21 protein-coding genes and 1 tRNA gene are annotated in these 25,214 nt (G+C 57.9%); 19 read left to right on the forward strand and 3 right to left on the reverse strand.

All coding sequences use genetic code 11. From position 1 onward, the window contains the following. Positions 1-65: 65 nt before the first annotated feature. From apaG to ICA16_RS09645, 7 genes are all read left to right on the forward strand, one after another. Positions 66-446 carry a Co2+/Mg2+ efflux protein ApaG gene (gene apaG, locus ICA16_RS09615; protein ID WP_042561385.1) on the forward strand — a complete coding sequence of 127 codons (381 nt, stop codon included), beginning with the start codon at positions 66-68 and terminating at the stop codon, positions 444-446. Then, the gene (locus ICA16_RS09620) at positions 446-1,327 is read left to right on the forward strand and encodes a symmetrical bis(5'-nucleosyl)-tetraphosphatase (protein ID WP_150617735.1); all 882 of its coding nucleotides are present in this window, start codon (positions 446-448) and stop codon (positions 1,325-1,327) included. The genes apaG and ICA16_RS09620 overlap by 1 nt, the downstream gene beginning before the upstream one ends. 33 nt (positions 1,328-1,360) lie before the next feature. Next, positions 1,361-1,690 carry a thiosulfate sulfurtransferase GlpE gene (gene glpE / locus ICA16_RS09625; protein WP_210553544.1) on the forward strand — a complete coding sequence of 110 codons (330 nt, stop codon included), beginning with the start codon at positions 1,361-1,363 and terminating at the stop codon, positions 1,688-1,690. A 294-nt stretch (positions 1,691-1,984) separates the two neighbouring features. Beyond that, complete coding sequence (locus tag ICA16_RS09630; protein WP_042561388.1) at positions 1,985-3,907, forward strand: PrkA family serine protein kinase; 1,923 nt, start codon at positions 1,985-1,987, stop codon at positions 3,905-3,907. 121 nt (positions 3,908-4,028) lie between these two features. Next, positions 4,029-5,300, forward strand: coding sequence for a YeaH/YhbH family protein (locus ICA16_RS09635; protein WP_150601838.1), 1,272 nt, complete (start codon positions 4,029-4,031; stop codon positions 5,298-5,300). Beyond that, positions 5,297-6,859, forward strand: coding sequence for a SpoVR family protein (locus ICA16_RS09640; RefSeq protein WP_150601839.1), 1,563 nt, complete (start codon positions 5,297-5,299; stop codon positions 6,857-6,859). Before ICA16_RS09635 ends, ICA16_RS09640 begins: the two co-directional genes overlap by 4 nt. A 63-nt stretch (positions 6,860-6,922) precedes the next feature. Next, positions 6,923-8,146: a multifunctional CCA addition/repair protein gene (locus tag ICA16_RS09645; protein ID WP_210700479.1), complete on the forward strand. Its 1,224-nt coding sequence runs from the start codon at positions 6,923-6,925 to the stop codon at positions 8,144-8,146. A gap of 90 nt (positions 8,147-8,236) precedes the next feature. On the opposite strand, the gene folK is transcribed toward ICA16_RS09645, so the two are convergent. Together folK and folB are read right to left on the reverse strand one after the other, a co-directional pair. Beyond that, positions 8,237-8,752: a 2-amino-4-hydroxy-6-hydroxymethyldihydropteridine diphosphokinase gene (gene folK, locus ICA16_RS09650; protein WP_210700480.1), complete on the reverse strand. Its 516-nt coding sequence runs from the start codon at positions 8,750-8,752 to the stop codon at positions 8,237-8,239. Next, positions 8,743-9,099: a dihydroneopterin aldolase gene (folB, locus tag ICA16_RS09655; RefSeq protein ID WP_210700481.1), complete on the reverse strand. Its 357-nt coding sequence runs from the start codon at positions 9,097-9,099 to the stop codon at positions 8,743-8,745. The genes folK and folB overlap by 10 nt, the downstream gene beginning before the upstream one ends. A 74-nt stretch (positions 9,100-9,173) precedes the next feature. Between folB and plsY the strand changes: the two genes are divergently transcribed. Continuing rightward, positions 9,174-9,743: a glycerol-3-phosphate 1-O-acyltransferase PlsY gene (gene plsY / locus ICA16_RS09660; RefSeq protein WP_150617739.1), complete on the forward strand. Its 570-nt coding sequence runs from the start codon at positions 9,174-9,176 to the stop codon at positions 9,741-9,743. A gap of 23 nt (positions 9,744-9,766) precedes the next feature. Here plsY and tsaD read toward each other — a convergent pair whose 3' ends face one another. Then, a complete protein-coding gene (tsaD, locus tag ICA16_RS09665; RefSeq protein ID WP_210700482.1) occupies positions 9,767-10,792 on the reverse strand; it encodes a tRNA (adenosine(37)-N6)-threonylcarbamoyltransferase complex transferase subunit TsaD in 1,026 nt (341 codons plus the stop codon). A 202-nt stretch (positions 10,793-10,994) separates the two neighbouring features. Between tsaD and rpsU the strand changes: the two genes are divergently transcribed. From rpsU to ICA16_RS09720, 11 genes are all read left to right on the forward strand, one after another. Beyond that, the gene (gene rpsU, locus ICA16_RS09670; RefSeq protein WP_002551877.1) at positions 10,995-11,210 is read left to right on the forward strand and encodes a 30S ribosomal protein S21; all 216 of its coding nucleotides are present in this window, start codon (positions 10,995-10,997) and stop codon (positions 11,208-11,210) included. 483 nt (positions 11,211-11,693) lie between these two features. After that, complete coding sequence (gene dnaG / locus ICA16_RS09675) at positions 11,694-13,658, forward strand: DNA primase (RefSeq protein WP_210700483.1); 1,965 nt, start codon at positions 11,694-11,696, stop codon at positions 13,656-13,658. Positions 13,659-13,725: 67 nt separating this feature from the next. Continuing rightward, positions 13,726-15,573 carry an RNA polymerase sigma factor RpoD gene (rpoD, locus tag ICA16_RS09680; RefSeq protein ID WP_150601844.1) on the forward strand — a complete coding sequence of 616 codons (1,848 nt, stop codon included), beginning with the start codon at positions 13,726-13,728 and terminating at the stop codon, positions 15,571-15,573. Between the two features lie 126 nt (positions 15,574-15,699). After that, positions 15,700-19,446 (forward strand): bifunctional diguanylate cyclase/phosphodiesterase, encoded by a 3,747-nt coding sequence (locus ICA16_RS09685; protein WP_150617742.1) that lies wholly within the window; start codon positions 15,700-15,702, stop codon positions 19,444-19,446. Between the two features lie 15 nt (positions 19,447-19,461). Next, positions 19,462-19,538 (forward strand) — tRNA-Ile (locus ICA16_RS09690). Positions 19,539-19,935: 397 nt separating this feature from the next. Continuing rightward, on the forward strand, positions 19,936-20,202 hold the full coding sequence (locus tag ICA16_RS09695) for a DUF3077 domain-containing protein (RefSeq protein ID WP_210553577.1): 267 nt from the start codon (positions 19,936-19,938) through the stop codon (positions 20,200-20,202). Between the two features lie 156 nt (positions 20,203-20,358). Next, a complete protein-coding gene (locus ICA16_RS09700) occupies positions 20,359-21,102 on the forward strand; it encodes a HipA family kinase (protein ID WP_210553539.1) in 744 nt (247 codons plus the stop codon). Next, a complete protein-coding gene (locus tag ICA16_RS09705; RefSeq protein ID WP_210700484.1) occupies positions 21,099-21,905 on the forward strand; it encodes a DUF3037 domain-containing protein in 807 nt (268 codons plus the stop codon). The genes ICA16_RS09700 and ICA16_RS09705 overlap by 4 nt, the downstream gene beginning before the upstream one ends. Positions 21,906-22,032: 127 nt before the next feature. After that, positions 22,033-22,494, forward strand: coding sequence for an Lrp/AsnC family transcriptional regulator (locus ICA16_RS09710; protein ID WP_007910086.1), 462 nt, complete (start codon positions 22,033-22,035; stop codon positions 22,492-22,494). Between the two features lie 221 nt (positions 22,495-22,715). Next, positions 22,716-24,398: a flavin monoamine oxidase family protein gene (locus ICA16_RS09715; protein WP_150617744.1), complete on the forward strand. Its 1,683-nt coding sequence runs from the start codon at positions 22,716-22,718 to the stop codon at positions 24,396-24,398. 12 nt (positions 24,399-24,410) lie between these two features. Then, entirely contained in the window at positions 24,411-25,205 is a 795-nt protein-coding gene (locus tag ICA16_RS09720; RefSeq protein WP_210700485.1) for a carbon-nitrogen hydrolase family protein, read from the forward strand. The last annotated feature ends 9 nt before the right edge of the window (positions 25,206-25,214 follow it).

Raw genomic sequence — 25,214 nt, forward strand, 5'->3', positions numbered from 1 at the left:
ATACTTGCCTAGACTGAATCCCCATCAGCTACGCCCCGCGTTCCGCTTCGTTTAAGGCCTCTTGCATGTCCGATTCCCGTTACCAGGTCGATGTCAGCGTCGTTACCCACTATCTGGCAGACCAATCGCAACCCGAGCACGACCGCTTCGCCTTCGCCTACACCATCACCGTGCAAAACAACGGCGAGATCCCTGCTCGATTGATTTCGCGGCACTGGGTGATCACCGACGGTGACGGCCATAAAGAAGAAGTTCGCGGCGCAGGCGTGGTCGGCCAGCAACCGTTGATCGACGTCGGCAAAAGCCATACCTACAGCAGTGGCACAGTGATGACGACCAGGGTCGGCACCATGCAGGGTACCTACGAAATGGTCGCCGACGACGGTAAACATTTCGATGCCGTCATCAAACCCTTCCGCCTCGCCGTGCCCGGAGCCTTGCACTGATGGCAACGTACGCGGTCGGTGACCTGCAAGGCTGCCTCGAACCGCTCAAATGTCTGCTCAGGCAAGTAGCGTTCGATCCCACGCTTGATCGGCTCTGGCTGGTCGGCGATCTGGTCAACCGCGGCCCGCAGTCGCTGGAAACCCTGCGTTTTCTATATGGCATGCGCGAATCGCTGGTCTGTGTCCTCGGCAACCATGACCTGCACCTGCTCGCCGCGGCAAAAAACATCGAACGCCTGAAGAAATCCGACACCCTGCGCGAAATTCTCGACGCCCCCGACTGTGACGAACTGCTTGATTGGGTTCGCCAGCAAAAACTCATGCACTACGACGAGACGCGTGACGTTGCCATGGTCCATGCCGGCATCCCGCCGCAATGGTCTGTGCGCCGCGCCCTGAAGTGTGCCAATGAAGTCGAAACGGCCCTGCGTGACGACAACCTGTTGCCCGCGTTCCTCGACGGCATGTACGGCAACGAGCCGGCAAAATGGGACAACGACCTCAAAGGCGTCACCCGCCTGCGCGTGATCACCAACTATTTCACCCGCATGCGATTCTGCACTGTCGAGGGCAAACTCGATCTCAAGAGCAAGGAAGGTCTCGATACCGCCCCGCCCGGTTACAAACCTTGGTTCCAGCATAAAGAGCGCAAGACCAAGGGATTGCGGATCATCTTTGGACACTGGGCGGCACTGGAGGGCAATATCCATGAGCCAGGCATCTCGGCTCTGGACACGGGCTGCGTCTGGGGCGGCAGCCTCACCCTGATGAACGTCGACAGCGGCGAACGCCTTTCCTGCAAATGCGATGAACATGGCGGCGCGCTGTCCCCGCTCACACCACTTATCCCCGAAACTTCGCCAGTCAGCGCCCCGCGTTAGACTGCGCAATCAGCCGAGCAACAGGAACCCGCCATGAGCGAATTCAAACGCATCTCCCCGGAACAGGCCCAGGCCCTGCGCGAGCAAGGCGCGGTGATGGTCGATGTCCGTGATCCTGCTACCTTCGCCGCACTGCATATCAGCGGCTCGAAGCATCTGGACAACGTTTCCATCTCCGATTTCATCCGTGCCGCCGACCTTGATGCACCTACGGTAGTGGTCTGCTACCACGGCAACTCCAGCCAGAGCGCCGCCGCGTACCTGATCAGTCAGGGCTTCTCCGACGTCTATAGCATGGACGGCGGCTTCGAGCTCTGGCGCACGACCTACCCTTCGGAAACCTCGCAAGGCACCGCCGAATAATTTTTTTGTAGCGCGCAGGCCCCGGCTCCCGCGGGCCCGCGCGTGGCAGACGAACGGTCTGCCACAACTAATTACGTATCTCGCCTTTACCTCCCGAATTCCCAACTATCCTTAAGCCCAGGCCATCCAAAACAGGGGAGAGCCGGTACACCGGCGCACGGGTCATCGGGAGTGACTTTCAAGGTTGTCGACCGCGAAAGTGTTCTGGGGGGTAAACAAGTGGCCACCACGGCTGCTTGCCAGCATCGACTGAGTGATCCGGCGTCGGCTCCACGTATCGAGCGAGGTGACGTCATGAGTATCTTTAGCCACTTCCAACAACGCTTCGAGTCCACACGCCAGGAAGAACTCTCGCTGCAAGAGTACCTGGAGCTGTGCAAGCAAGACCGTAGCGCCTACGTTTCCGCCGCCGAGCGTCTATTGCTGGCCATCGGCGAACCGGAACTGCTCGACACCTCGACCAATTCGAGGCTGTCACGCATCTTCTCCAACAAGGTGATCCGTCGTTATCCGGCCTTTGAAGACTTCCACGGGATGGAAGAATGCATCGACCAGATCGTGTCGTATTTCCGTCACGCCGCCCAAGGCCTGGAAGAGAAGAAACAGATCCTCTATCTGCTTGGCCCTGTCGGTGGCGGTAAGTCATCCCTGGCCGAGAAGCTGAAACAGCTGATCGAGAAAGTGCCCTTCTACGCGATCAAGGGTTCGCCGGTATTCGAATCTCCGCTGGGCCTGTTCAACGCCACCGAAGATGGCGCGATCCTCGAGGAAGATTTCGGCATTCCCAAACGCTACCTCAACACCATCATGTCGCCATGGGCGACCAAACGCCTGGCCGAATTCGGCGGCGACATCAGTCAGTTCCGCGTGGTCAAACTGTATCCGTCGATCCTCAACCAGATTGCCGTGGCCAAGACCGAACCGGGCGACGAGAACAACCAGGATATTTCGGCGCTGGTCGGTAAGGTCGACATCCGCAAACTCGAGGAATACCCACAGAACGACGCCGACGCCTACAGCTACTCCGGTGCGCTGTGCCGGGCCAACCAGGGCCTGATGGAATTCGTCGAAATGTTCAAGGCACCGATCAAGGTGCTGCACCCACTGCTGACTGCCACTCAGGAAGGCAACTACAACAGTACCGAAGGTTTGGGCGCGATTCCGTTCACCGGGATTTTGCTGGCCCACTCCAACGAATCGGAGTGGCACACCTTCCGCAACAACAAGAACAACGAAGCCTTCATCGACCGGATTTACATCGTGAAGGTGCCGTACTGCCTGCGCGTCAGCGATGAAGTAAAAATTTACGACAAACTGCTGTTCAACAGCTCCTTGGCCAAAGCGCATTGCGCACCCGACACCTTGAAGATGCTGGCGCAATTCACCGTGCTGTCACGCCTCAAGGAGCCGGAAAACTCCAACATCTATTCGAAGATGCGCGTGTACGACGGCGAAAACCTCAAGGACACCGATCCGAAGGCCAAGTCGATTCAGGAATACCGTGACACGGCAGGCGTCGACGAGGGCATGAACGGTCTGTCGACTCGATTCGCGTTCAAGATCCTGTCCAAGGTCTTCAACTTCGATCCGCATGAAATTGCCGCCAACCCGGTGCATCTGCTTTACGTGCTGGAACAGCAGATCGAACAGGAACAGTTCCAGGCGGAAACGCGCGAGCGTTATCTGCGCTTCTTGAAGGAGTATCTGGCACCGCGCTACATCGAATTCATCGGCAAGGAGATCCAGACCGCTTACCTGGAGTCCTACAGCGAGTACGGCCAAAACATCTTCGACCGCTACGTGCTGTATGCAGACTTCTGGATTCAGGATCAGGAATACCGCGATCCTGAAACCGGCGAAATTCTCAACCGTGTCGCTCTCAACGAGGAACTGGAGAAAATCGAAAAACCGGCCGGCATCAGCAATCCGAAGGATTTCCGCAACGAGATCGTCAACTTCGTGTTGCGCGCCCGGGCCAACAACAACGGCAAAAACCCGACCTGGCTCAGCTACGAAAAACTGCGGGTGGTCATCGAGAAGAAAATGTTCTCGAACACCGAAGACCTGCTGCCAGTCATCAGCTTCAACGCCAAGGCCAGCAAAGAGGACCAGCAGAAACACAACGACTTCGTTACACGAATGGTCGAACGCGGCTACACCGACAAACAGGTACGGCTACTTTCCGAATGGTACCTACGGGTCCGGAAGTCGCAGTGAAGCAGTTGCAAGCTTCTAGCTCCAGGCTGCAAGAGAACAGCGGTTGAGTCCCGATTCCGGGTACTGACGCCGCATCGCTTGCAGCTTGAAGCTCACGACTTGAAGCTCCCCGGAGGGGCCTATGAGCTATGTGATCGACCGACGTCTCAATGGCAAGAACAAGAGCACGGTGAACCGCCAGCGTTTCCTGCGGCGTTACCGTGACCACATCAAAAAGGCTGTCGAAGAGGCGGTCAGCCGTCGCTCCATTACCGATATGGAACACGGCGAACAGATCAGCATTCCCGGTCGCGACATCGACGAGCCGGTGCTTCACCACGGTCGCGGCGGCAAGCAGACTGTGGTTCATCCCGGCAACAAGGAATTCACCGCCGGCGAACACATCGCCCGACCTCCGGGAGGGGGTGGCGGACGCGGTCCGGGCAAGGCGGGTAATTCCGGCGAGGGCATGGACGAGTTCGTCTTCCAGATTACCCAGGAAGAATTCCTCGAATTCATGTTTGAAGACCTCGAACTGCCGAACCTGGTCAAACGTAACCTGACCGGTACCGACACCTTCAAGACCGTGCGTGCAGGGATCAGTAACGAAGGCAACCCCTCACGCATCAACATCATTCGCACTCTGCGTTCCGCTCACGCGCGGCGCATTGCCCTGTCCGGCAGCAGCCGGGCAAAACTGCGCGAAGCCAAAGCAGAACTTGAGCGATTGAGACGCGAAGAGCCCGACAACTTCGGCGATATTCAGACACTCGAAGCAGAAATTGAAAAACTCAGCGCGCGCATCCATCGCGTGCCATTCCTTGATACTTTTGACCTCAAATACAACCTGCTGATCAAGCAACCCAATCCAAGCTCCAAGGCTGTGATGTTTTGCCTGATGGACGTTTCCGGGTCCATGACCCAGGCAACCAAGGACATCGCCAAGCGCTTTTTCATCCTTTTGTACCTGTTCCTGAAGCGCAACTACGACAAGATCGACGTCGTGTTCATCCGCCATCACACCAGCGCCCGGGAAGTGGACGAAGAGGAGTTTTTCTATTCACGGGAAACCGGCGGCACTATCGTCTCCAGCGCCTTGAAGCTGATGCAGGAGATCATGGCCGAGCGTTATCCGAGCAACGAATGGAACATCTACGCCGCGCAAGCTTCCGACGGTGACAACTGGAACGACGACTCGCCTATCTGCCGCGACATACTGATCAACCAGATCATGCCTTTTGTGCAGTACTACACTTACGTGGAGATCACCCCACGCGAACACCAGGCCCTCTGGTACGAGTACGAACGCATCGCCGAAGCCTTTTCCGACACGTTTGCCCAGCAGCAACTGGTCTCGGCCGGGGATATCTATCCGGTCTTCCGTGAACTCTTCCAGCGCAGGTTAGTGACATGACCGCCAAAGAGCAGAAACGCCAACCCATCTCCACCGGCTCCGAATGGACGTTCGAGCTGATCCAGACCTACGACCGCGAAATCGCCCGTATCGCGGCCGGCTATGCGCTGGATACCTACCCCAACCAGATTGAAGTAATTACCGCAGAGCAGATGATGGACGCGTATGCCTCGGTCGGGATGCCGTTGGGCTACCACCACTGGTCCTACGGCAAACACTTCCTCAGCACCGAAAAATCCTACAGTCGCGGGCAGATGGGGCTGGCGTACGAGATCGTGATCAACTCGGATCCGTGCATCGCCTACCTGATGGAAGAGAACACAATCTGCATGCAGGCCCTCGTGGTGGCCCACGCCTGCTACGGGCACAACAGCTTCTTCAAAGGCAATTACCTGTTCCGCACCTGGACCGACGCCAGTTCAATCATCGATTACCTGGTGTTCGCCAAGCAGTACATCATGCAATGCGAGGAGCGCCATGGCATTGATGCCGTGGAAGACCTGCTCGATTCCTGCCATGCGCTGATGAACTACGGGGTCGATCGCTACAAACGCCCGTATCCGATTTCCGCCGAAGAGGAACGCCGTCGGCAGAAGGATCGTGAAGAACATATGCAAAAACAGATCAACGATCTGTGGCGCACCATTCCCAAAGGCGCGGACAAATACAGCGACAAGGACAACGCACGCTTCCCGGCCGAGCCGCAGGAAAACATCCTCTACTTCATCGAGAAGCACGCGCCGTTACTGGAGCCCTGGCAGCGGGAAATCGTGCGGATCGTGCGCAAGATCGCTCAGTATTTCTATCCACAACGCCAGACTCAGGTAATGAACGAAGGTTGGGCGACGTTCTGGCACTACACGCTGATGAACGACCTGTATGACGAAGGGCTGGTCACCGACGGTTTCATGATGGAATTCCTGACGTCGCACACCAGCGTGGTGTTCCAGCCAGGTTTCGACAGCCCTTACTACAGCGGCATCAACCCCTACGCACTCGGCTTTGCCATGTATCGCGACATCCGGCGCATGTGCGAAGAGCCCACCGAAGAGGATCGCCACTGGTTCCCCGACATCGCCGGGACGGATTGGCTGTCGTCCATCAAATTCGCCATGAGCAGCTTCAAGGACGAAAGCTTCATCCTGCAATACCTGTCACCGAAAGTGATCCGCGATCTGAAACTGTTCAGCATCCTTGATGATGACCAGAAGGATGACCTGTTAGTACCCGCCATCCATGACGAAACGGGCTATCGGACCATCCGCGAAACCCTCGCAGCGCAGTACAACCTCGGCAATCGTGAACCGAACGTGCAGATATACAGCATTGATCGCCGCGGCGACCGCTCGCTAACCCTGCGCCATCAGCAACACGACCGCAAACCGCTGGGCGACTCCACCGACGAGGTGCTCAAACACCTGCATCGCTTGTGGGGTTTCGACATTCATCTGGAAACCCTGCAAGGCGACCAGATCATGAAAACCCATCACGTTCCGCCACGCAGTGAACACAGCGAAGGGGATTACGGTCGACTCGACCTCGCCGTCATTCACCTTTGATTCGGTTCTTGCCTCCGAAAGTCCGACGCAAGGGTTATCCTGTCGGGCTAACGGAGGTTTTTTATGCAGATTTTCAAGGTTGGCGGTGCGGTACGTGATCGCTTGCTGGGCAAACCGGTCACCGATATCGACTGGGTAGTGGTGGGCGCCACCACCGAAGAAATGCTCGCTCAGGGCTATCGCCCGGTCGGCGCGGATTTCCCGGTGTTTCTTCATCCGAAAAGCGGCGAGGAATATGCCCTCGCCCGTACCGAGCGCAAAAGCGGTCGCGGTTATGGCGGCTTCACCTTTCACGCCAGCCCTGAAGTCACGCTTGAGGAAGACCTGATCCGCCGCGATCTGACCATCAACGCCATGGCCGAAGACGATCAGCAAAATCTGACCGATCCCTACCACGGCCAGCGCGATCTCGAAGCTCGTATCCTGCGCCACGTTTCGCCGGCATTCGCCGAAGATCCGCTACGTGTACTGCGTGTTGCCCGCTTCGCCGCTCGCTATGCGGATTTGGGTTTTACCGTTGCGCCCGAGACACTGGAGCTGATGCGTCAGCTCAGTGAGTCCGGCGAACTCGAGGCACTGACAGCCGAACGCAGCTGGAAGGAAATCTCCCGGGCACTGATGGAAGATCAGCCGCAGGTATTCATTCAGGTGCTGCGCGATTGCGGCGCACTGAAAGTGCTGATGCCGGAAGTCGATGCGCTGTTCGGCGTGCCGCAGCCAGAAATACACCATCCGGAAATCGACAGCGGCATCCACACGCTCAGCGTGCTGGAGCAATCGGCGCGGCACAAACAACCGCTCACCGTGCGCTGGGCCTGCCTGCTGCACGACCTCGGCAAAGGCCTCACGCCAGAAGAGGAATGGCCGCGACATATCGCCCACGAACACAAGGGTTTGAAGCTGATCAAAGCGGTCAACCAACGCTTCAAGGCGCCGAAGGACTGTCAGGAATTGGCGCTGCTGGTCGGCCAGTACCACACCCACGGCCACCGAGCCTTGGAGTTGAAGGCTTCAACGTTGCTGGAGCTGCTGCAAAGTTTTGATGTCTATCGCCGGCCGCAGCGGTTTGAAGAGTTTATCGCTGCGTGCGAGATGGATGCTCGAGGCCGTAAGGGACTGGAGGACAGGAGTTATCCACAGGCTGATTATTTGCGTGGCGCGGCAAACGTTGCGCGCGGGGTGGCGGTGCAGCCATTGCTGGAGAAAGGATTCAAAGGGCCGGAGTTGGGAGAGGCGCTTAAGCGCGAGCGGCTCAAGGCTTTGAAAATTTACAAAGACAATCGCTGAAGCAAGATCAAAAGATCGCAGCCTCCGGCAGCTCCTACAGGGAAATGCGAATTCCCCTGTAGGAGCTGCCGGAGGCTGCGATCTTTTGATTTATAGATTTGGCGGTGTGAGCTGCTCGCCCCGCCATCCGAACGCCACCGGCGCCAACACTTGATCAATCTGCGACTCGGCCCACAGTGTCGCGAAGCTTTTTCCCACACCCGGATGCACCCGATCTGGCGCAATCAGCGACAGCGGCCACAACACGAAGGCGTTTTTCAGTATCTCGGCGCGGGGCAGGACCAATCCGTCGAAATTGCCCACCAGATTGCCGTACAACAACACGTCGATATCCAGCGGTAACCCCTTACGGTCCGGCGCATACCGGCCGTTATCCGCCTCGATGAATTTCAAACGGCGATCGAGCTCCATCAACGGCAGGTCGGTAAACGCCGACACCACAAAATTGAAGAACGGACCGCTCTTGATTCCCACCGGCTGGCTCTCGAATACCGCCGAACAGCGGATATCCACCAAAAACGTGGCCAGCGCATCCAGACCGGCGCGCAAATGGGCTTCGCGCTCGACATTGCTACCGAGCCCGAGATAGACCTGAGTCAGCGACATCCGCGCTCGATCTCCACGCCCACGCCGCCCTTGGCGGCCGGCACGGCGCCGGGCTTGGTCAGCTTCAGGCGTACCCAGGTGATCTTGAATTCGTCCATCAGCACCGCGACCAGGCGTTCGGCAAAGGTCTCGACCAGTTGGAACTGCGCCTGTTCGGAAAACGCCTGGATACGCGTGGAAACGCTGGCATAGTCGAGCGCCAGGGTCAGATCATCACCGGCCGCGGCCGGGCGATTGTCCCAGGCGAAGCTCAGATCAAGACGCAGACACTGTCGGATGCCGCGCTCCCAGTCGTAGGCACCGATCACGGTGTCGACTTCCAGGCCCTCGATAAACACTCTGTCCACGCACTTTTCTCCGCTGCACGACAAGGGCGCAATGCGCCGTTAGAATCAGGGCGTCCTCGCCCGGAATAGTAAGCATGTTTTGGTTACTGGCGACTCTCGCCTACCTGCTCGGCTCTCTGTCCTTCGCCATTTTGCTCAGCCGCCTGACCGGAAACCCGGACCCGCGAATGAGTGGCTCGGGTAATGCCGGCGCCACCAACATGCTGCGCCTGGCCGGTCGCAAACTCGCGATCCTGACCCTGCTGGGTGATCTGTGCAAAGGCCTGCTGCCGGTGCTGCTCGCTGCGGCTATCGGCCTTTCGCTGCAGGATCAGGCCTGGATTGGCGTGTGCGCCGTGATCGGTCACCTGTTCCCGCTGTATTTCCGCTTTCGCGGCGGCAAAGGTGTCGCCACCGCTGCCGGCATGCTCTTGGCTCTGTATCCGCCTGCTGCGCTGCTGGCGGTGTGTGCCTGGCTGCTGACGTTCTATCTGACCCGCACCAGCTCTCTGGCAGCGCTGATCGCCACACCGTTGACCCTGCCGCTACTGGCTTGGCAAGAACCTGAGGCACTGCTGCCGATGAGCACATTGACGCTGCTGATCGTCTGGCGCCACCGCGGCAATCTACGCGACCTGTTTGCCGGGCGCGAACGGCATTTCTGAATACCGTCCACGAGCACTGCTCATCAGAGCGCCGACAATTGCTCCATCGGCCAGCGCGCTTGCACACTGATCGCCAGACTTTCCTGCTGTCCGGCCTGCAATCGCTGGCAACCGGCGAACGCGATCATCGCGCCATTGTCGGTGCAAAATTCAGGACGGGCGTAAAACACATCGCCCTGCATGTCGCCGAGCATTTTCTCCAGCGACACACGCAGCGCCTTGTTGGCACTGACGCCGCCAGCAATCACCAGACGCTTCATGCCTGCCTGCTTCAGGGCGCGCTTGCACTTGATGGTCAAAGTCTCCACCACGGCCTGCTGGAACGCCAGCGCGATGTCGCAACGGGCTTGCTCGTTGTCGTCCCCGGCGCTGATGCGTTGCTGCCATGTGTTGAGCGCCGAGGTCTTCAGACCGCTGAAGCTGAATTCCAGCCCCGGGCGATCACACATCGGACGCGGGAAAGTGAAACGTCCTGCGACGCCCTTCTCCGCCAGCTTGGCGATTTCCGGCCCGCCGGGATAATTGAGGCCCATCATCTTCGCGGTCTTGTCGAAAGCTTCACCAGCCGCGTCGTCAAGGGTCTCGCCGAGCAGCGTGTATTGGCCGATGCCATCAACCTGAACCAGCTGCGTATGACCGCCGGAGACCAACAAAGCGACGAACGGGAATTGTGGCGGTGTTGGCTCCAGCATCGGCGCCAGCAAATGACCTTCCATGTGATGCACGCCGAGCGCCGGAATGCCCCAGGCAAAAGCCAATGCCTGGGCGCAGGAAGCACCCACCAGCAGCGCCCCAACCAGGCCAGGACCCGCGGTGTAGGCGATCGCGTCGATCTCGGTCGGCACGCAGTCAGCCTCGGCCAACACCTGACGAATCAAGGGCAGCATGCGTTTGACGTGGTCACGCGAGGCCAGCTCCGGCACCACACCGCCATAGGCGCGATGCAGGTCAATCTGACTGAACAGTGCATCGGCCAGCAGACCCCGCTCACTGTCATATAATGCGACGCCGGTTTCGTCGCAGGAGGTTTCTAATCCCAGTACTAGCATGGGTTTGCGCCTTGTTTAGGCTGAATTCGAAGGCGCGCATAATAGTCCCCGCGTGATGCCCCGACCAGCGGTTTTCGATCAGAGGCTTTGCATTCCGAGCGATGAGGGGTTAACATCCGCAACCCTTAAAAACCGACGACCTCAGCCGCGAATTTTTTGCGACGAGAACGTTGATCCCGGTAATGAAAGAAGGTAGCTCTGGATGCCAGCCGTCAAAGTTAAAGAGAACGAACCCTTCGACGTAGCTCTGCGTCGTTTCAAGCGCTCCTGCGAAAAAGCCGGTGTACTGGCTGAAGTTCGTAGCCGCGAATTTTACGAGAAGCCAACTTCTGAGCGTAAGCGTAAAGCAGCAGCCGCTGTTAAGCGTCACGCCAAGAAAGTTCAGCGCGAACAGCGCCGCGCCGTTCGTCTGTACTAATACACAGACGTTCGTAGCAAGCTTCTGCCAAGCCCGGCCCTCAGCCGGGCTATTGGCATTTGCGGATATCGCTTGATGCTTCATCGTCGACGCCGCACACGCGACCGAGACAAATCTGCTTCACACGTCAGACCTGGCTCTTTTGCCAGCGGTGCACGTCTTTTCTGACGAGCCTTTCAAGGCTACTGACGAGCACACCCACTGATTCCTCTTACGACGATCAGCCCAAGGCACCTGCATGCGTGCCCGCTTTATTGAGCTATCCGAGGTCTTTAACCGACCGTCAGCGGACTCAGCGCAACACTTTCAAATAGTCGAAGGCTGATTGGTACTAACGTCAGTGGATTTTCGGCAGATACACTTCCCGACAGCGATAACGCAGACGACACCGGTCGAGCCGCACATTTTGCGCGCTTCAAACAACGACCCGCGTCCGGCCGCCCTTCGCATCGGACTTATTACAGCGCAGACAACGAGCACGCCATGGCCGGGCTGATTCCCCAGAGCTTCATTGACGACCTGCTGAACCGCACCGACATCGTCGACGTGGTCAGCTCGCGCGTGCAATTGAAGAAGGCTGGCAAGAACTACACCGCCTGCTGCCCGTTTCACAAAGAAAAAACCCCGTCTTTCAGCGTCAGCCCCGAAAAGCAGTTCTATTACTGCTTCGGTTGCGGTGCCGGCGGCAACGCGCTCGGCTTCCTCATGGATCACGACAACCTGGATTTCCCCCAGGCTATCGAGGATCTGGCGAAAGCAGCCGGCATGGAGATTCCGCGCGAAGAAGGCGGCCGCCCGCACAAGCCGCGCCAGCCGACCGATTCGCCGCTGTATCCGCTGCTCACCGCTGCTGCTGACTTTTATCGGCAGGCGCTCAAGAGCCACCCAGCGCGCAAAGCTGCCGTGGATTACCTCAAGGGCCGCGGCCTGACAGGTGAGATTGCCCGAGACTTCGGTCTCGGCTTTGCTCCGCCGGGCTGGGACAATCTGTTCAAACACTTGAGCAGCGACACACTTCAGCAAAAAGCCATGATCGACGCCGGCCTGCTGATCGAGAACGCCGAAACCGGCAAACGCTATGACCGCTTCCGCGATCGCGTGATGTTCCCGATCCGCGACAGCCGCGGGCGAATCATCGCTTTCGGCGGGCGCGTGCTGGGCGACGACAAGCCGAAATACCTGAACTCACCGGAAACCCCGGTTTTCCATAAAGGCCAGGAACTCTACGGCCTCTATGAAGCGCGCAAGAACAACCGCAACCTTGACGAAATAATCGTCGTCGAAGGTTATATGGACGTCATCGCCCTCGCCCAACAAGGCCTGCGCAATGCCGTCGCAACGCTGGGCACCGCGACCAGCGAAGAACACCTCAAACGCCTGTTCCGCGTCGTGCCCAACGTCTTGTTCTGTTTCGACGGCGACCAGGCCGGCCGTAACGCCGCGTGGCGCGCACTGGAAGCAACGCTTTCTAGCCTGCAGGACGGACGCCGTGCGCGATTCCTGTTTCTACCCGAAGGCGAAGACCCGGATACGCTGATTCGCGCCGAGGGCACTGATGCCTTCAAGGCCCGAATCAATCAGCATGCGCAGCCGCTGGCAGATTATTTCTTCCAGCAACTTACCGAAGAGTCCGACCCGCGCTCGCTCGAAGGCAAGGCCCACATGGCCACCCTCGCGGCACCGTTGATCGACAAAGTGCCAGGTGCAAATCTGCGCATTCTGATGCGTCAGCGCCTGACCGAAATCACCGGCTTAAGCAGCGAAACCGTCAGTCAGCTCGCGCAAAACGCACCGCAGGAAGCGCCGCCCGCCTACGATCCGGGTTTCGATTACGACGCAATGCCCGACTACAGCGACTACCATCAGCCGCAGGCGCAGGACATGTACGCGCCGCAGCAGGAGTGGACGCCGAAGAAACCCGGCGCTGGCGGCAAGAAATGGGACAAAAAACCCTGGGACAAAAACGGCAAGCGTGGTGGCGATCGCGATCAGCAACGCCCACGGACGCCAATCGGCGTCGAGTCGCCGACCCTGACTGCCCTGCGCACACTGCTTCACCACCCGCAATTGGCCGAGCGCGTTGAAGATGCCGGGCACATTGCGGACGAAAATCAGACCAACGCCCAGCTGCTGGTGGCGTTGCTCGAAGCCGTACAGAAGAATCCCAAGCTAAACTCATTTCAGTTGATCGCGCGATGGCACGGCACTGAACAGGGTCGATTGCTCAAGGCGCTGGCAGAAAAGGAATGGCTGATTGACGGAGATAACCTTGAACAACAGTTTTTCGACACCATTACTAGCTTGTCAGCCCGCCAACGCGAGCGAAATCTGGAACAGTTACTCAGGAAAGCGCGTCAAAGCGAACTGAGTATCGAAGAGAAAAATCAACTGCGCGACCTTTTAAGTCGCAATGTTTCCGCATCAAGCCCGACCTCAACTGGCGCGTGAGGTCATAGCTCAGGTATAATCCTCGGCTTGTTTTTTGCCCGCCAAGACCTTCAGTGGATAGGGTGTTATGTCCGGAAAAGCGCAACAGCAGTCTCGTATTATTGAGTTGATCAAACTGGGTCGTGAGCAGAAGTATCTGACTTACGCCGAGGTCAACGACCACCTGCCCGAGGATATTTCAGATCCTGAGCAGGTGGAAGACATCATCCGCATGATTAACGACATGGGGATCCCCGTACACGAGAGTGCTCCGGATGCGGACGCCCTTATGTTGGCCGACGCCGATACCGACGAGGCGGCTGCGGAAGAAGCAGCCGCCGCGTTGGCAGCGGTGGAGACCGATATCGGTCGCACGACTGACCCTGTGCGCATGTATATGCGTGAAATGGGTACCGTTGAGCTTCTGACTCGTGAAGGCGAAATCGAAATCGCCAAGCGTATCGAAGAGGGCATCCGTGAAGTGATGGGCGCAATCGCGCACTTCCCTGGCACGGTTGACCACATTCTCTCCGAGTACACCCGCGTCACCACCGAAGGTGGTCGCCTGTCTGACGTCCTGAGCGGTTATATCGACCCGGACGACGGCATTGCGCCGCCTGCGGCAGAAGTGCCGCCGCCGGTCGATCCGAAAGCCGTCAAGGCTGACGACGAAACCGACGACGATGAAGCCGACTCTTCCGATGACGAAGAAGAAGCCGAAAGCGGTCCAGATCCGGTCATCGCTGCCCAGCGTTTTGGCGCTGTGTCCGATCAGATGGAAATCACCCGCAAGGCGCTGAAGAAGCACGGTCGCAGCAACAAGGCAGCGATTGCCGAACTGCTGCTACTGGCCGAGCTGTTCATGCCGATCAAACTGGTGCCGAAGCAATTCGAAGCCCTGGTCGAGCGTGTTCGCGGTGCCCTGGATCGTCTGCGTCAGCAAGAGCGCGCGATCATGCAACTGTGTGTACGTGATGCACGTATGCCACGCGCCGATTTCCTGCGTCAGTTCCCGAGCAACGAAGTCGACGAAAGCTGGTCCGACGCCCTGGCCAAAGGCAAGAGCAAGTACGCCGAAGCCATCGGCCGTGTTCAGCCGGACATCATCCGTTGCCAGCAGAAACTGATTGCGCTGGAAACCGAAACCGGTTTGACCATTGCTGAAATCAAGGACATCAACCGTCGCATGTCGATCGGTGAGGCCAAGGCCCGCCGCGCGAAGAAAGAGATGGTTGAAGCGAACTTGCGTCTGGTGATCTCGATCGCCAAGAAGTACACCAACCGCGGCCTGCAATTCCTCGATCTGATCCAGGAAGGCAACATCGGTCTGATGAAAGCGGTGGACAAGTTCGAATACCGTCGTGGTTACAAGTTCTCGACTTATGCCACCTGGTGGATCCGTCAGGCGATCACTCGCTCGATCGCCGACCAGGCCCGCACCATCCGTATTCCGGTGCACATGATCGAGACGATCAACAAGCTCAACCGCATTTCCCGGCAGATGTTGCAGGAAATGGGTCGCGAACCGACCCCGGAAGAGCTGGGCGAACGCATGGAAATGCCTGAGGACAAGATCCGCAAGGTATTGAAGATCGCTAAAGAGCCGATCTCCATGGAAACCCCGATCGGTGATGACGAAGACTCCCATCTGGGTGACTTCATCGAAGACTCGACCATGCAGTCGCCAATCGATGTTGCCACTGTTGAGAGCCTGAAAGAAGCGACCCGCGAAGTGCTGTCCGGCCTCACTGCACGTGAAGCCAAAGTACTGCGCATGCGTTTCGGTATCGACATGAACACCGACCATACGCTCGAAGAAGTGGGCAAACAGTTTGACGTGACCCGTGAGCGGATCCGTCAGATCGAAGCCAAGGCGCTGCGCAAGCTGCGCCACCCGACGAGAAGCGAGCATCTGCGCTCCTTCCTCGACGAGTGATACCAGAACCCCCGGCCCAGGCCGGGGGTTTTGTTTATGTGGCAGATTAAATTCCCCGCACCACCCCTCCCCCGCATACCCCGTCTACACTCGAAATATTCACCCCCGAGCCATAACGAGAGCGTTATGCCCAGACTGGCGTCCGTGCTAACTCTGCTGTCACTGATGATCTGGACCGCAACGGCTGACGCGCTGACTCTGACCGATGAAGAACGTAGCTGGCTGACGGCTCACCCGGACTTGCGCCTGGGTGTCGACGCGTCGTGGCCGCCCTTTGAGTTTCGTGACGATCAGGCCCGCTATCAGGGCCTTGCAGCTGATTACATAGACGTCATACGCCAGCGTCTGGCGATCAAACTCACGCCAGTAGAGCCGGTGAGCTGGACGGTGGTGCTTGAGCAGGTCAAGCAGGGCAAAATCGATCTGCTGCCGGGGATCATGTCGACACCGGAGCGTCAGGAATATCTGTCGTTTACACGTCCTTACCTCGACTTCCCGATCGTCATCCTCGCCCACGTTGGCGGTTCACAACCGCGCAAGCTTGACGATCTGTATGGCCTGAAGATCGCCGTGGTGGAAAACTATGCGCCCCATGAACTCCTGCGCACCCACCATCCCGACCTTAATCTGGTCGCCATGCCCAATGTCAGCTCGGCCTTGCAAGCGCTCGCGACCGATGAAGTAGACGCCGTAGTGGGTGATCTCGCGTCCAGTGTCTGGAGCCTGCGTCAGCTGAAACTCGACGGCCTGTATGTCAGTGGCGAAACGCCGTACCGCTATCAACTGGCGATGGGCGTACCCCGTGACAACAAGATGCTGGTGGGCATTCTGGACAAAGTCCTGGCGGACATGTCCCCGGCTGAAATCAGCGCTATTCAAGAGCACTGGGTTGGAAACGTCCTTGATCATCGGACATTCTGGTCGGATCTACTGATGTACGGCCTGCCTGGCCTGCTGATCCTGATCATCGTGCTGGCGGTGGTGATCCGCATCAACCGCCGTCTGAGCTCGGAGATCGCCCGACGCATCGACCTCGAACAGGAATTGCGCAGCAGCGAGTATCACTATCGCGGCTTGGTAGAGAGCTTGTCGGCCATCGCCTGGGAAGCGCGCATGAGCGACTTCACCTACAGCTATGTGTCACCCCACGCCGAAGACTTGCTCGGTTATCCGCTGTCGCATTGGCTGATTCCGGGGTTCTGGCGCAACATCATTCACCCGGCCGACCTGACCCGCGCCCAGAGCTTCTGCGATCACGAAGTGCTGGCTGGACGCGATCACAGCCTCGATTACCGGGTGATCACCGCGGACGGTCGTTGCCTGTGGGTACGCGACATCGTCAGCCTTATCGAACACGGCCATGAACCGGTGATGCGCGGGCTGATGATCGACATCAGCGAGACCAAACGTACCGAGGAGGCGCTGCGCCTGTCCGAGCAGAAATTCGCTTCGGTGTTCCAGCAATGTCCGGACATTTTGGTGATCGCGCGGTTGTCTGACGGTTGCTTGCTGGAAGTAAACGAGGCCTTCGAAGAGCAGATTGGACTGAAAGCCGAAGAAGTCATCGGCCAGACCGCCACCAATCTGAACATATGGGGTATTCCCGGCGTCGGGCCGGGGCTGTTGCAGCGGTTACAGGCCGGCAGCATCCGCAACCTGGAAATGCCCTTTCGTCGTAACAATGGCCAGGTGTTTACCGGGCTGATTTCCGCCGAACCCTTTGATCTCGACACCACACCCGCACTGGTCGTGGTGGTGCGCGACATCACTCAGCTCAAGGAAACCCAACAGCAACTGCAAACGTCGGAAGAAAAGTTTGCCAAGGCATTTCATGCATCACCGGACGGTTTGCTTTTGTCGCGTCAAAGCGACGGCCTGCTGCTGGAAGTCAACGAAGGCTTCAGCCGGATCACCGGGTTCAACAGCGCCATGTCGGTGGATCGCTCGACGCTGGATCTGGGGATCTGGGTCAACCTCAACGAACGTAAACAGATGCTCGATCTGCTGCACCGCGATGGCTTCGTCCGTGATTTCAGTTGCCATATTCGCCGCAGCGATGGGCAGATTCGGCTCTGCGAAGTATCGGCCCGACCGCTGCCGATCGGCGAAGAAGACTGCATGTTGACCATCGCCCGCGACATCACCGAACGCCACCTGATGCAGGAGAAACTGCAACAGGCTGCGACTGTTTTCGAAAGCACCGCAGAAGGCGTGTTGATCACCGACACTCAGCAGCACATCAGCGCGGTCAACCGGGCCTTCACCGAAATCACCGGTTACAGCGAAAGCGAAGCGCTCGGCCATACACCGCGCCTGCTCGCCTCGGGCTTGCACGACAGCGCGTTTTACGCAGCGATGTGGCACCAGCTGACCGATGAAGGTCACTGGCAGGGCGAGATTTCCAACCGACGCAAGAATGGCGAGTTGTATCCGAGCTGGCTGACGATCAGCGCGGTGCGCAACCGCGACAAGTTCATCACCCACTTTGTTGCGGTGTTTGCCGACATCTCCAGCCTCAAGCACGCCCAGGCCAAACTCGATTACCAGGCCCACCACGACCCACTCACCGGCCTGCCGAACCGCACATTGTTCGAAAGCCGTTTGCTCACGGCACTCAACAACCAGCAGGAAAATGACGGTTTGGGTGCGGTGCTGTTCCTCGATCTCGACCGCTTCAAACACATCAATGACAGCCTCGGTCATCCGGTTGGCGACCTGCTGCTCAAGGGCATCGCCGTACGCCTGAAAGAACAGTTACGCGACATCGATACCGTCGCTCGCCTCGGCGGCGATGAATTCATTATTCTGCTGCCCGGCCTGCAACAGGCCAGCGACGCCGACCATATCGCGCTAAAACTGCTCAATTGCTTCGGCGCACCGTTCCAGGCCGGCGAACACGAGTTTTTCATCAGCGCCAGCATCGGCACCAGCCTTTACCCCCGCGACGGTTGCGACGTAGCCACACTGGTGAAAAACGCCGATGCGGCGATGTACCGCTCCAAGGCCAAGGGCCGCAACCGCGTCGAGAGTTACACCCGCGACCTCACGGCGCAGGCCATCGAGCGCGTGGCACTGGAGCACGAACTGCGCAGAGCTATCGAGCGTAAGGAGTTGCATCTCTACTACCAACCGAAAATCAGCCTCGACGACCACAGCCTCGTCGGCGCCGAAGCGCTGATCCGCTGGCGGCATCCAACCTTTGGCGAGGTGCCGCCGGAGCACTTCATTCCATTGGCCGAAGAGAACGGGATGATCCTGCAGATTGGCGACTGGGTGCTGGAGACCGCGTGCCGGCAAATGTCCGAGTGGAACCAGATCTACGACAGCCTTGGGCCGCTGTCGGTCAACCTCGCCGGGGCGCAGCTGCGTCAGCCGAATCTGCTTGGGCGCATCGAGCAACTGCTCAAGGACAACCATCTCAGGCCGGATTTACTGCAACTGGAAATTACCGAAAATTTCATCATGAGTCAGGCTGAGGAAGCGCTGGCAGTGCTGCATCAACTCAAACACCTGGGCGTACAACTGGCGATCGACGACTTCGGCACCGGTTATTCTTCCCTTAGCTACCTCAAGCGTCTGCCGCTGGACATCCTTAAAATCGACCAGTCATTCGTCCGCGGACTGCCCGACGACCCGCACGATGCGGCGATTGTCCGCGCCATTATCGCCTTGGGCCGAAGCATGCAATTCACCGTCATCGCCGAAGGCGTGGAAACCCAGGCGCAACAACAATTCCTCGCCGCCGAAGGCTGCGAACAGATCCAGGGCTACATCGTCAGCCTGCCGCTGCCACCGGAAGAATTCGCCGCAACATTTCTGCGTATTACCGTATCGGATTTTTCGGATAGCACAGCGGAGAAACCGTCGCTATAATCCGCGGCCTACTGAGGGCCTATAGCTCAGTTGGTTAGAGCAGAGGACTCATAATCCTTTGGTCCACGGTTCAAGTCCGTGTGGGCCCACCAAATTGAAAGCCGCGCAAATGCGCGGCTTTTTCTTGGGTGATGGTTTGGTCTTTTCGAGTGCAATGTTCGGAAGACTTCCCGAGGGCTGTAGGCAAGTTCCGAAGCTGTGTTTTCTGGCGACTTGGCGCCTGTTGGGCATTTCTTCGACGAGATACTCTCCGGACATCGCTGCTGATCAGCGGTCGGGATTGGAAACCCGTCGAATTAAAACGCAACAGCCCTATTTTATGGCTGCTGTGCGTGGGACGTTTTCGGACGTGCCGGTTCCTTGGTTCCCGGTTTTCCAACCTGCGCACAGCCGCCACCTATTCGCTTGGAAACGTGTAGAACGGTTCCTCGGACCAAGGAGTATCACCATGCCTGACACAAAACTGCCCCACCCTTCAGACCTAAAACCATCGGCCTCACCCCCTTCATCTACTGCTCCAACCAACCCCTCTTCCATGTAAGCGCTGGCGTCCCGATTGGCGACGCCTTATCCCAGGCCTCCGACCTGCTGTTTCTGGTCAAAGCCTTCGCTGAAGACGCCGCCTACGACAAAAAAAACGACCGTCATGCCTGGGGCGCTCATTTCCTCGCGGCGATGAGCAAAGCGGTGATTGATGATGTGGTAAAGGTCATCAACCATCAAAGCTTTACGGCACGGAATCGAACGCAGGTTTAGAGCCACTTTCCTCGATACTCGCCCCGCTCAATAGGGGCGCCGATGCCACTACAACCTGATATTCAATGATATGTAGCCTGGAAATGATTACGAGGCATGGTGCATCGAGAAGCAGACCAGTATTGTCTGCGAAGCAGATTTATGAGGGAGCCATGAATGGCCGTCAGTAACTACATAGAAGCGGTGGAAATCATTCGTCGACTGGAAGGAGGAATTACACGCCCATTCCTGTGTCGTGCAAACAATGACAAGCACTATGTGGTCAAAGGCTTGGAACTACCGCCCGCCGAACGCATTGCCGAACTGCTCTGCGCCCGTTTGGCTGCTCAGTTCGGCCTACCAATCCCCGAGCACGGCTGTATCTATGTCGATCCAGCCTTGTTGCGTTATAACCCGGAAGCTCGCAGTGATCTCGGACCAGGGGACAGCTATGCCCTTGCCTACGTCGCCGATGCTGCTGACCTGCTGTATTCACAAGCACTACAGGTTCCGAGCGGCCTTCAAAAAGCCGTCTTCGTTTTTGATTACTGGGTCGGTAACAGTGATCGCCAGTTGGGGCCATTTGGTGGCCGTCCAAATCTGCTGATGTGCAGTACCAACAATCAGCTACAGCTGATCGATCACAACCAAGCATTCCAATGGCCACTGGATGCTCCAAGGTTTGCTGAAAGCCATGTGTTCGGCCCCGAAAATCGGGAATGGCGTTTGGATCTGGTCGACAAAGTTGAATACTCTCAGCGGATGCATGACACTGCGGGACGATTTCGTGGCCTATGCTCAGACATTCCCGAAGAGTGGTGTGAGTCCATCGGAGCACTCGGACTGGAAACGCTGCTTGAGGAAATTGAACGCAGCCTGATGCTTTGCCAATCGGACGAATTCTGGAGCGTCCTGAAATGAAATACACCTGTCTTTACAGCATCGTGCGCTTCGCGCCCTTTGCGGAAACCGAAGAGTTTGCCAATGTGGGCATCGTTCTCTCGGCACCTGCTATTGGCCGCATGGAGTACAAACTCGCTCGTAAAAATCTGAAACGGGTCAATCATTTCTTTGAGTGCAGCAACCTATTTGCAAAGGCTATGGAGATAGCCCAAAACGAACTGGACAGCATTCGCCTCATGACAGCAGGCGCTCAAGAATCGCAGATCGTTAACCACTTTCGATTCATGACGGAGCCGAAGGAGTCGATGATTCGCTTCAGCCCCATGCGATCAATACTCGTGGAAAACCTCGATGCGACCTTAGCTACGCTGTTCAACCGCTACATAGATCGCCAAGGCATAGGCCGCGAGCGGCGCGAAGAGATCATGGTTCGAGAGATTCGAGAATTGTTTTCGCACGCGTCTATTCGTAGTTTTCGCGATGACACCCTGACTGGCGATCTGACCAAACTTCATCTTCCCTTGGTACATCGCAACAAGGTCGTGGCGGCTATTAAACCCTTGGCTTTTGACCAGTCAGAGCCCAGCGCAATACTCGATCACTGCGATCAGTGGCTGATGAAATTCGTGAGAGCGGAGCAGGAAGGCATAATTCAGTTGCAAAACGTGCTTATCCCCGTGAGCACTCCTGCGGAGAGTGAATCCCCACGCCACCGCAAAGCGGTACAAGTTGCCAAGGAAAGCATTGAGGCACGTGGTCTACAGCTGGTTGATTTCCAGGCAATACAGAAAATTGCCGACTTCGCACAGCGCTACGCTTAATAGTTGCTATTTGCTCAATAAAGCCGCGCATTTGCGCGGCTTTTCCGTTTTTATGCGATGTCTATATCTAACCCGTTGAGCCTGTAACATGCGCAGGCCAACCAACCCGCGCCCCATGGAGCCCCTCTTGCCAGACATCCGCCCGCCCGTGCTCGATGAAATCGACCGCCAGTTGATCGCGGCCCTGCAAATCAACGCCCGCGAAAGCGTGGCCATGCTCGCCAGGCAGTTGGGCATTGCACGCACCACCGTAACCTCACGATTGGCGCGCCTGGAAAAAGCCAAGGTGATCACCGGTTACGGGGTACGCCTGGGACAGCGTGTGGTCGATGGCGGGTTGCAAGCCTATGTCGGGATCAAGGTTCAGCCGCGCTCTGGCAAAGAGGTGTTGCGCCGCTTGAGTGCAATGGCGCAGGTGCAGCAGCTGTGTGCGGTGAGTGGCGAATTTGATTATGTGGCGTGGTTGCGCACGGATTCGCCGGAGCAGCTGGATCAGTTGCTGGATCAGATTGGCAGTGTGGATGGGGTTGAGAAGACCACGACATCGATTATTTTGAGTAGCAAGATTGATCGGGGGCAGCCGGTTTAGGCTTCGGTCATGACTTTCTGATTGCCTGATCCGGCCTCATCGCCAGCAGGCTGGTTCCCACAGGGAACAGAGTGAAGCTATAGCTCGTCATTTTGATCGGTAAATAGGCAAAACGACGACACTTTGCGTCTTATTAACGTGTTCTACGCTCCCTAGAATGGCTGGCATCTTTTCCTATACTCAGATGCGCATTGCGCGTCGGGTCGCCAGCAAGGTCAGCCATGAACAAGAACAATCGCCATCCTGCAGACGGTAAAAAGCCAATCACCATTTTCGGCCCGGATTTTCCTTTCGCCTTTGACGACTGGATCGAACACCCGGCTGGCCTCGGCTGCATCCCGGAGCAAAACCTTGGCGCAGAAGTGGCGATTGTCGGCGCCGGCATTGCAGGTCTGGTGGCCGCTTACGAGTTGATGAAGCTGGGCCTGAAACCGGTGGTTTACGAGGCGTCGAAGCTGGGCGGACGCCTGCGTTCGCAGGCGTTCAACGGCACTGACGGTATCGTCGCCGAGCTCGGCGGCATGCGTTTCCCGGTATCTTCCACCGCGTTCTACCACTACGTCGACAAGCTCGGCCTGGAAACCAAACCGTTCCCGAACCCGCTGACGCCGGCCTCCGGCAGCACCGTGATCGACCTGGAAGGCAAAACCCATTACGCACAAAGCCTGAAGGATCTTCCTGCGCTGTTCCAGGAAGTAGCTGACGCCTGGGCGGACGCGCTGGAAGCCGGTTCGCAGTTCGCCGATATCCAGCAAGCCATCCGCGACCGTGATGTGCCGCGCCTAAAAGAACTGTGGAACACCCTGGTGCCGCTGTGGGACGACCGCACCTTCTACGACTTCGTTGCCACCTCCGAGGCCTTCGCCAAACTGTCGTTCCATCACCGCGAAGTGTTCGGCCAGGTCGGTTTCGGCACGGGTGGCTGGGACTCGGACTTCCCTAACTCGATGCTGGAAATCTTCCGCGTGGTGATGACCAATTGCGACGATCACCAGCACCTGGTGGTCGGCGGCGTGGAACAAGTGCCGCAAGGCATCTGGCGTCATGTGCCGGAACGTTGCGTTCACTGGCCAGAAGGCACCAGCCTGAAATCCCTGCACCGTGGCGCCCCGCGCTCCGGCGTGAAAAAAATCGCCCATGCAGCCGATGGTCGTTTCGCTGTCACCGACAACAACGGCGACACCCGCGAATACGCCGCCGTTCTGACCACTTGCCAGAGCTGGCTGCTGACCACCCAGATCGAATGCGACGAAACGCTGTTCTCGCAAAAGATGTGGATGGCGCTCGACCGCACTCGCTACATGCAGTCGTCGAAGACTTTCGTGATGGTCGACCGGCCGTTCTGGAAGGACAAAGACCCTGAAACCGGTCGCGACCTGATGAGCATGACCCTCACCGATCGCCTGACACGTGGCACCTATCTGTTCGACAACGGTGATGACAAGCCAGGCGTGATTTGCCTGTCGTACTCGTGGATGAGCGACGCGTTGAAAATGCTCCCGCACCCGGTGGAAAAACGTGTAGAGCTGGCGCTGAATGCGTTGAAGAAGATCTACCCGAAAGTCGACATCGCCGCGCGCATTATTGGCGATCCGATCACCGTGTCGTGGGAGGCCGATCCGCACTTTCTTGGCGCGTTCAAGGGCGCCCTGCCCGGCCACTATCGCTACAACCAGCGCATGTACGCGCACTTTATGCAGGACGACATGCCAGCCGAGCAACGCGGGATTTTCATCGCCGGTGACGATGTGTCGTGGACGCCGGCGTGGGTTGAAGGCGCGGTGCAGACTTCGCTCAACGCGGTGTGGGGGATCATTAAACATTTCGGTGGAGCTACACATAAAGAGAACCCAGGACCGGGTGATGTGTTCAAAGACATCGGCCCTATCGCCCTGCCCGAGTAAGAGGAATCCCTGATGCGTGTAGCCCTTTACCAATGTCCACCGTTGCCACTCGACCCCGCCGCCAACCTGCAGCGTCTGCATCAACTGGCGATGGAGGCCAAAGGCGCCGATCTGTTGGTGCTGCCGGAAATGTTCATGACCGGCTACAACATTGGCGCCGAGGCGGTCAGCACATTGGCCGAGGTCTACAACGGTGAATGGGCGCAACAGATCGGCCGGATCGCCAAAGCCGCTGGCCTGGCGATCGTCTACGGTTATCCCGAGCGCACTGCCGACGCTCAGATCTACAACGCCGTGCAGTTGATCGATTCCCACGGCGAGCGCCTGTGCAATTACCGCAAGAGCCATCTGTTCGGGGATCTTGACCGGTCGATGTTCAGCGCCGGTGGAGACGAGGTTCCGGTGGTGGAGCTCAACGGCTGGAAACTCGGTTTCCTGATCTGCTACGACCTCGAATTCCCGGAAAACGCGCGACGACTAGCCCTCGCCGGCGCCGAGCTGATTCTGGTACCGACGGCGAACATGATCCCGTTCGATTTCGTTGCCGATGTCACCGTCCGCTCCCGCGCCTTCGAAAACCAATGCTACGTGGCCTACGCCAACTACTGCGGTCATGAGGGCGACATCCACTATTGCGGACAAAGCAGCATCGCCGCGCCGGACGGCAGTCGTATTGCTCAGGCCGGCCTAGACGAAGCGTTGATCGTCGGCGAGCTGGATCGGCAGTTAATGGTCGACTCCCGCACGGCCAATCACTATCTCAGTGACCGTCGGCCTGAACTTTACGGCGCGCTCAACAAGCGCTAATCCGCTAGC

The organism is Pseudomonas anatoliensis (assembly GCF_017976235.1).
Classification (GTDB): Bacteria; Pseudomonadota; Gammaproteobacteria; order Pseudomonadales; family Pseudomonadaceae; genus Aquipseudomonas; species Aquipseudomonas anatoliensis.

Coding starts and splice junctions, on each gene's coding strand:
- ICA16_RS09635 (WP_150601838.1), top strand. CDS start 4,029: ATGAGCTATGTGATCGACCGACGTCTCAATGGCAAGAACAAGAGCACG.
- tsaD (WP_210700482.1), bottom strand. CDS start 10,792: ATGCTAGTACTGGGATTAGAAACCTCCTGCGACGAAACCGGCGTCGCA.
- ICA16_RS09700 (WP_210553539.1), top strand. CDS start 20,359: ATGGCCGTCAGTAACTACATAGAAGCGGTGGAAATCATTCGTCGACTG.
- ICA16_RS09630 (WP_042561388.1), top strand. CDS start 1,985: ATGAGTATCTTTAGCCACTTCCAACAACGCTTCGAGTCCACACGCCAG.
- apaG (WP_042561385.1), top strand. CDS start 66: ATGTCCGATTCCCGTTACCAGGTCGATGTCAGCGTCGTTACCCACTAT.
- ICA16_RS09685 (WP_150617742.1), top strand. CDS start 15,700: ATGCCCAGACTGGCGTCCGTGCTAACTCTGCTGTCACTGATGATCTGG.
- ICA16_RS09645 (WP_210700479.1), top strand. CDS start 6,923: ATGCAGATTTTCAAGGTTGGCGGTGCGGTACGTGATCGCTTGCTGGGC.
- folK (WP_210700480.1), bottom strand. CDS start 8,752: ATGTCGCTGACTCAGGTCTATCTCGGGCTCGGTAGCAATGTCGAGCGC.
- rpoD (WP_150601844.1), top strand. CDS start 13,726: ATGTCCGGAAAAGCGCAACAGCAGTCTCGTATTATTGAGTTGATCAAA.
- ICA16_RS09705 (WP_210700484.1), top strand. CDS start 21,099: ATGAAATACACCTGTCTTTACAGCATCGTGCGCTTCGCGCCCTTTGCG.
- glpE (WP_210553544.1), top strand. CDS start 1,361: ATGAGCGAATTCAAACGCATCTCCCCGGAACAGGCCCAGGCCCTGCGC.
- ICA16_RS09720 (WP_210700485.1), top strand. CDS start 24,411: ATGCGTGTAGCCCTTTACCAATGTCCACCGTTGCCACTCGACCCCGCC.
- ICA16_RS09640 (WP_150601839.1), top strand. CDS start 5,297: ATGACCGCCAAAGAGCAGAAACGCCAACCCATCTCCACCGGCTCCGAA.
- ICA16_RS09715 (WP_150617744.1), top strand. CDS start 22,716: ATGAACAAGAACAATCGCCATCCTGCAGACGGTAAAAAGCCAATCACC.
- plsY (WP_150617739.1), top strand. CDS start 9,174: ATGTTTTGGTTACTGGCGACTCTCGCCTACCTGCTCGGCTCTCTGTCC.
- dnaG (WP_210700483.1), top strand. CDS start 11,694: ATGGCCGGGCTGATTCCCCAGAGCTTCATTGACGACCTGCTGAACCGC.
- rpsU (WP_002551877.1), top strand. CDS start 10,995: ATGCCAGCCGTCAAAGTTAAAGAGAACGAACCCTTCGACGTAGCTCTG.
- ICA16_RS09620 (WP_150617735.1), top strand. CDS start 446: ATGGCAACGTACGCGGTCGGTGACCTGCAAGGCTGCCTCGAACCGCTC.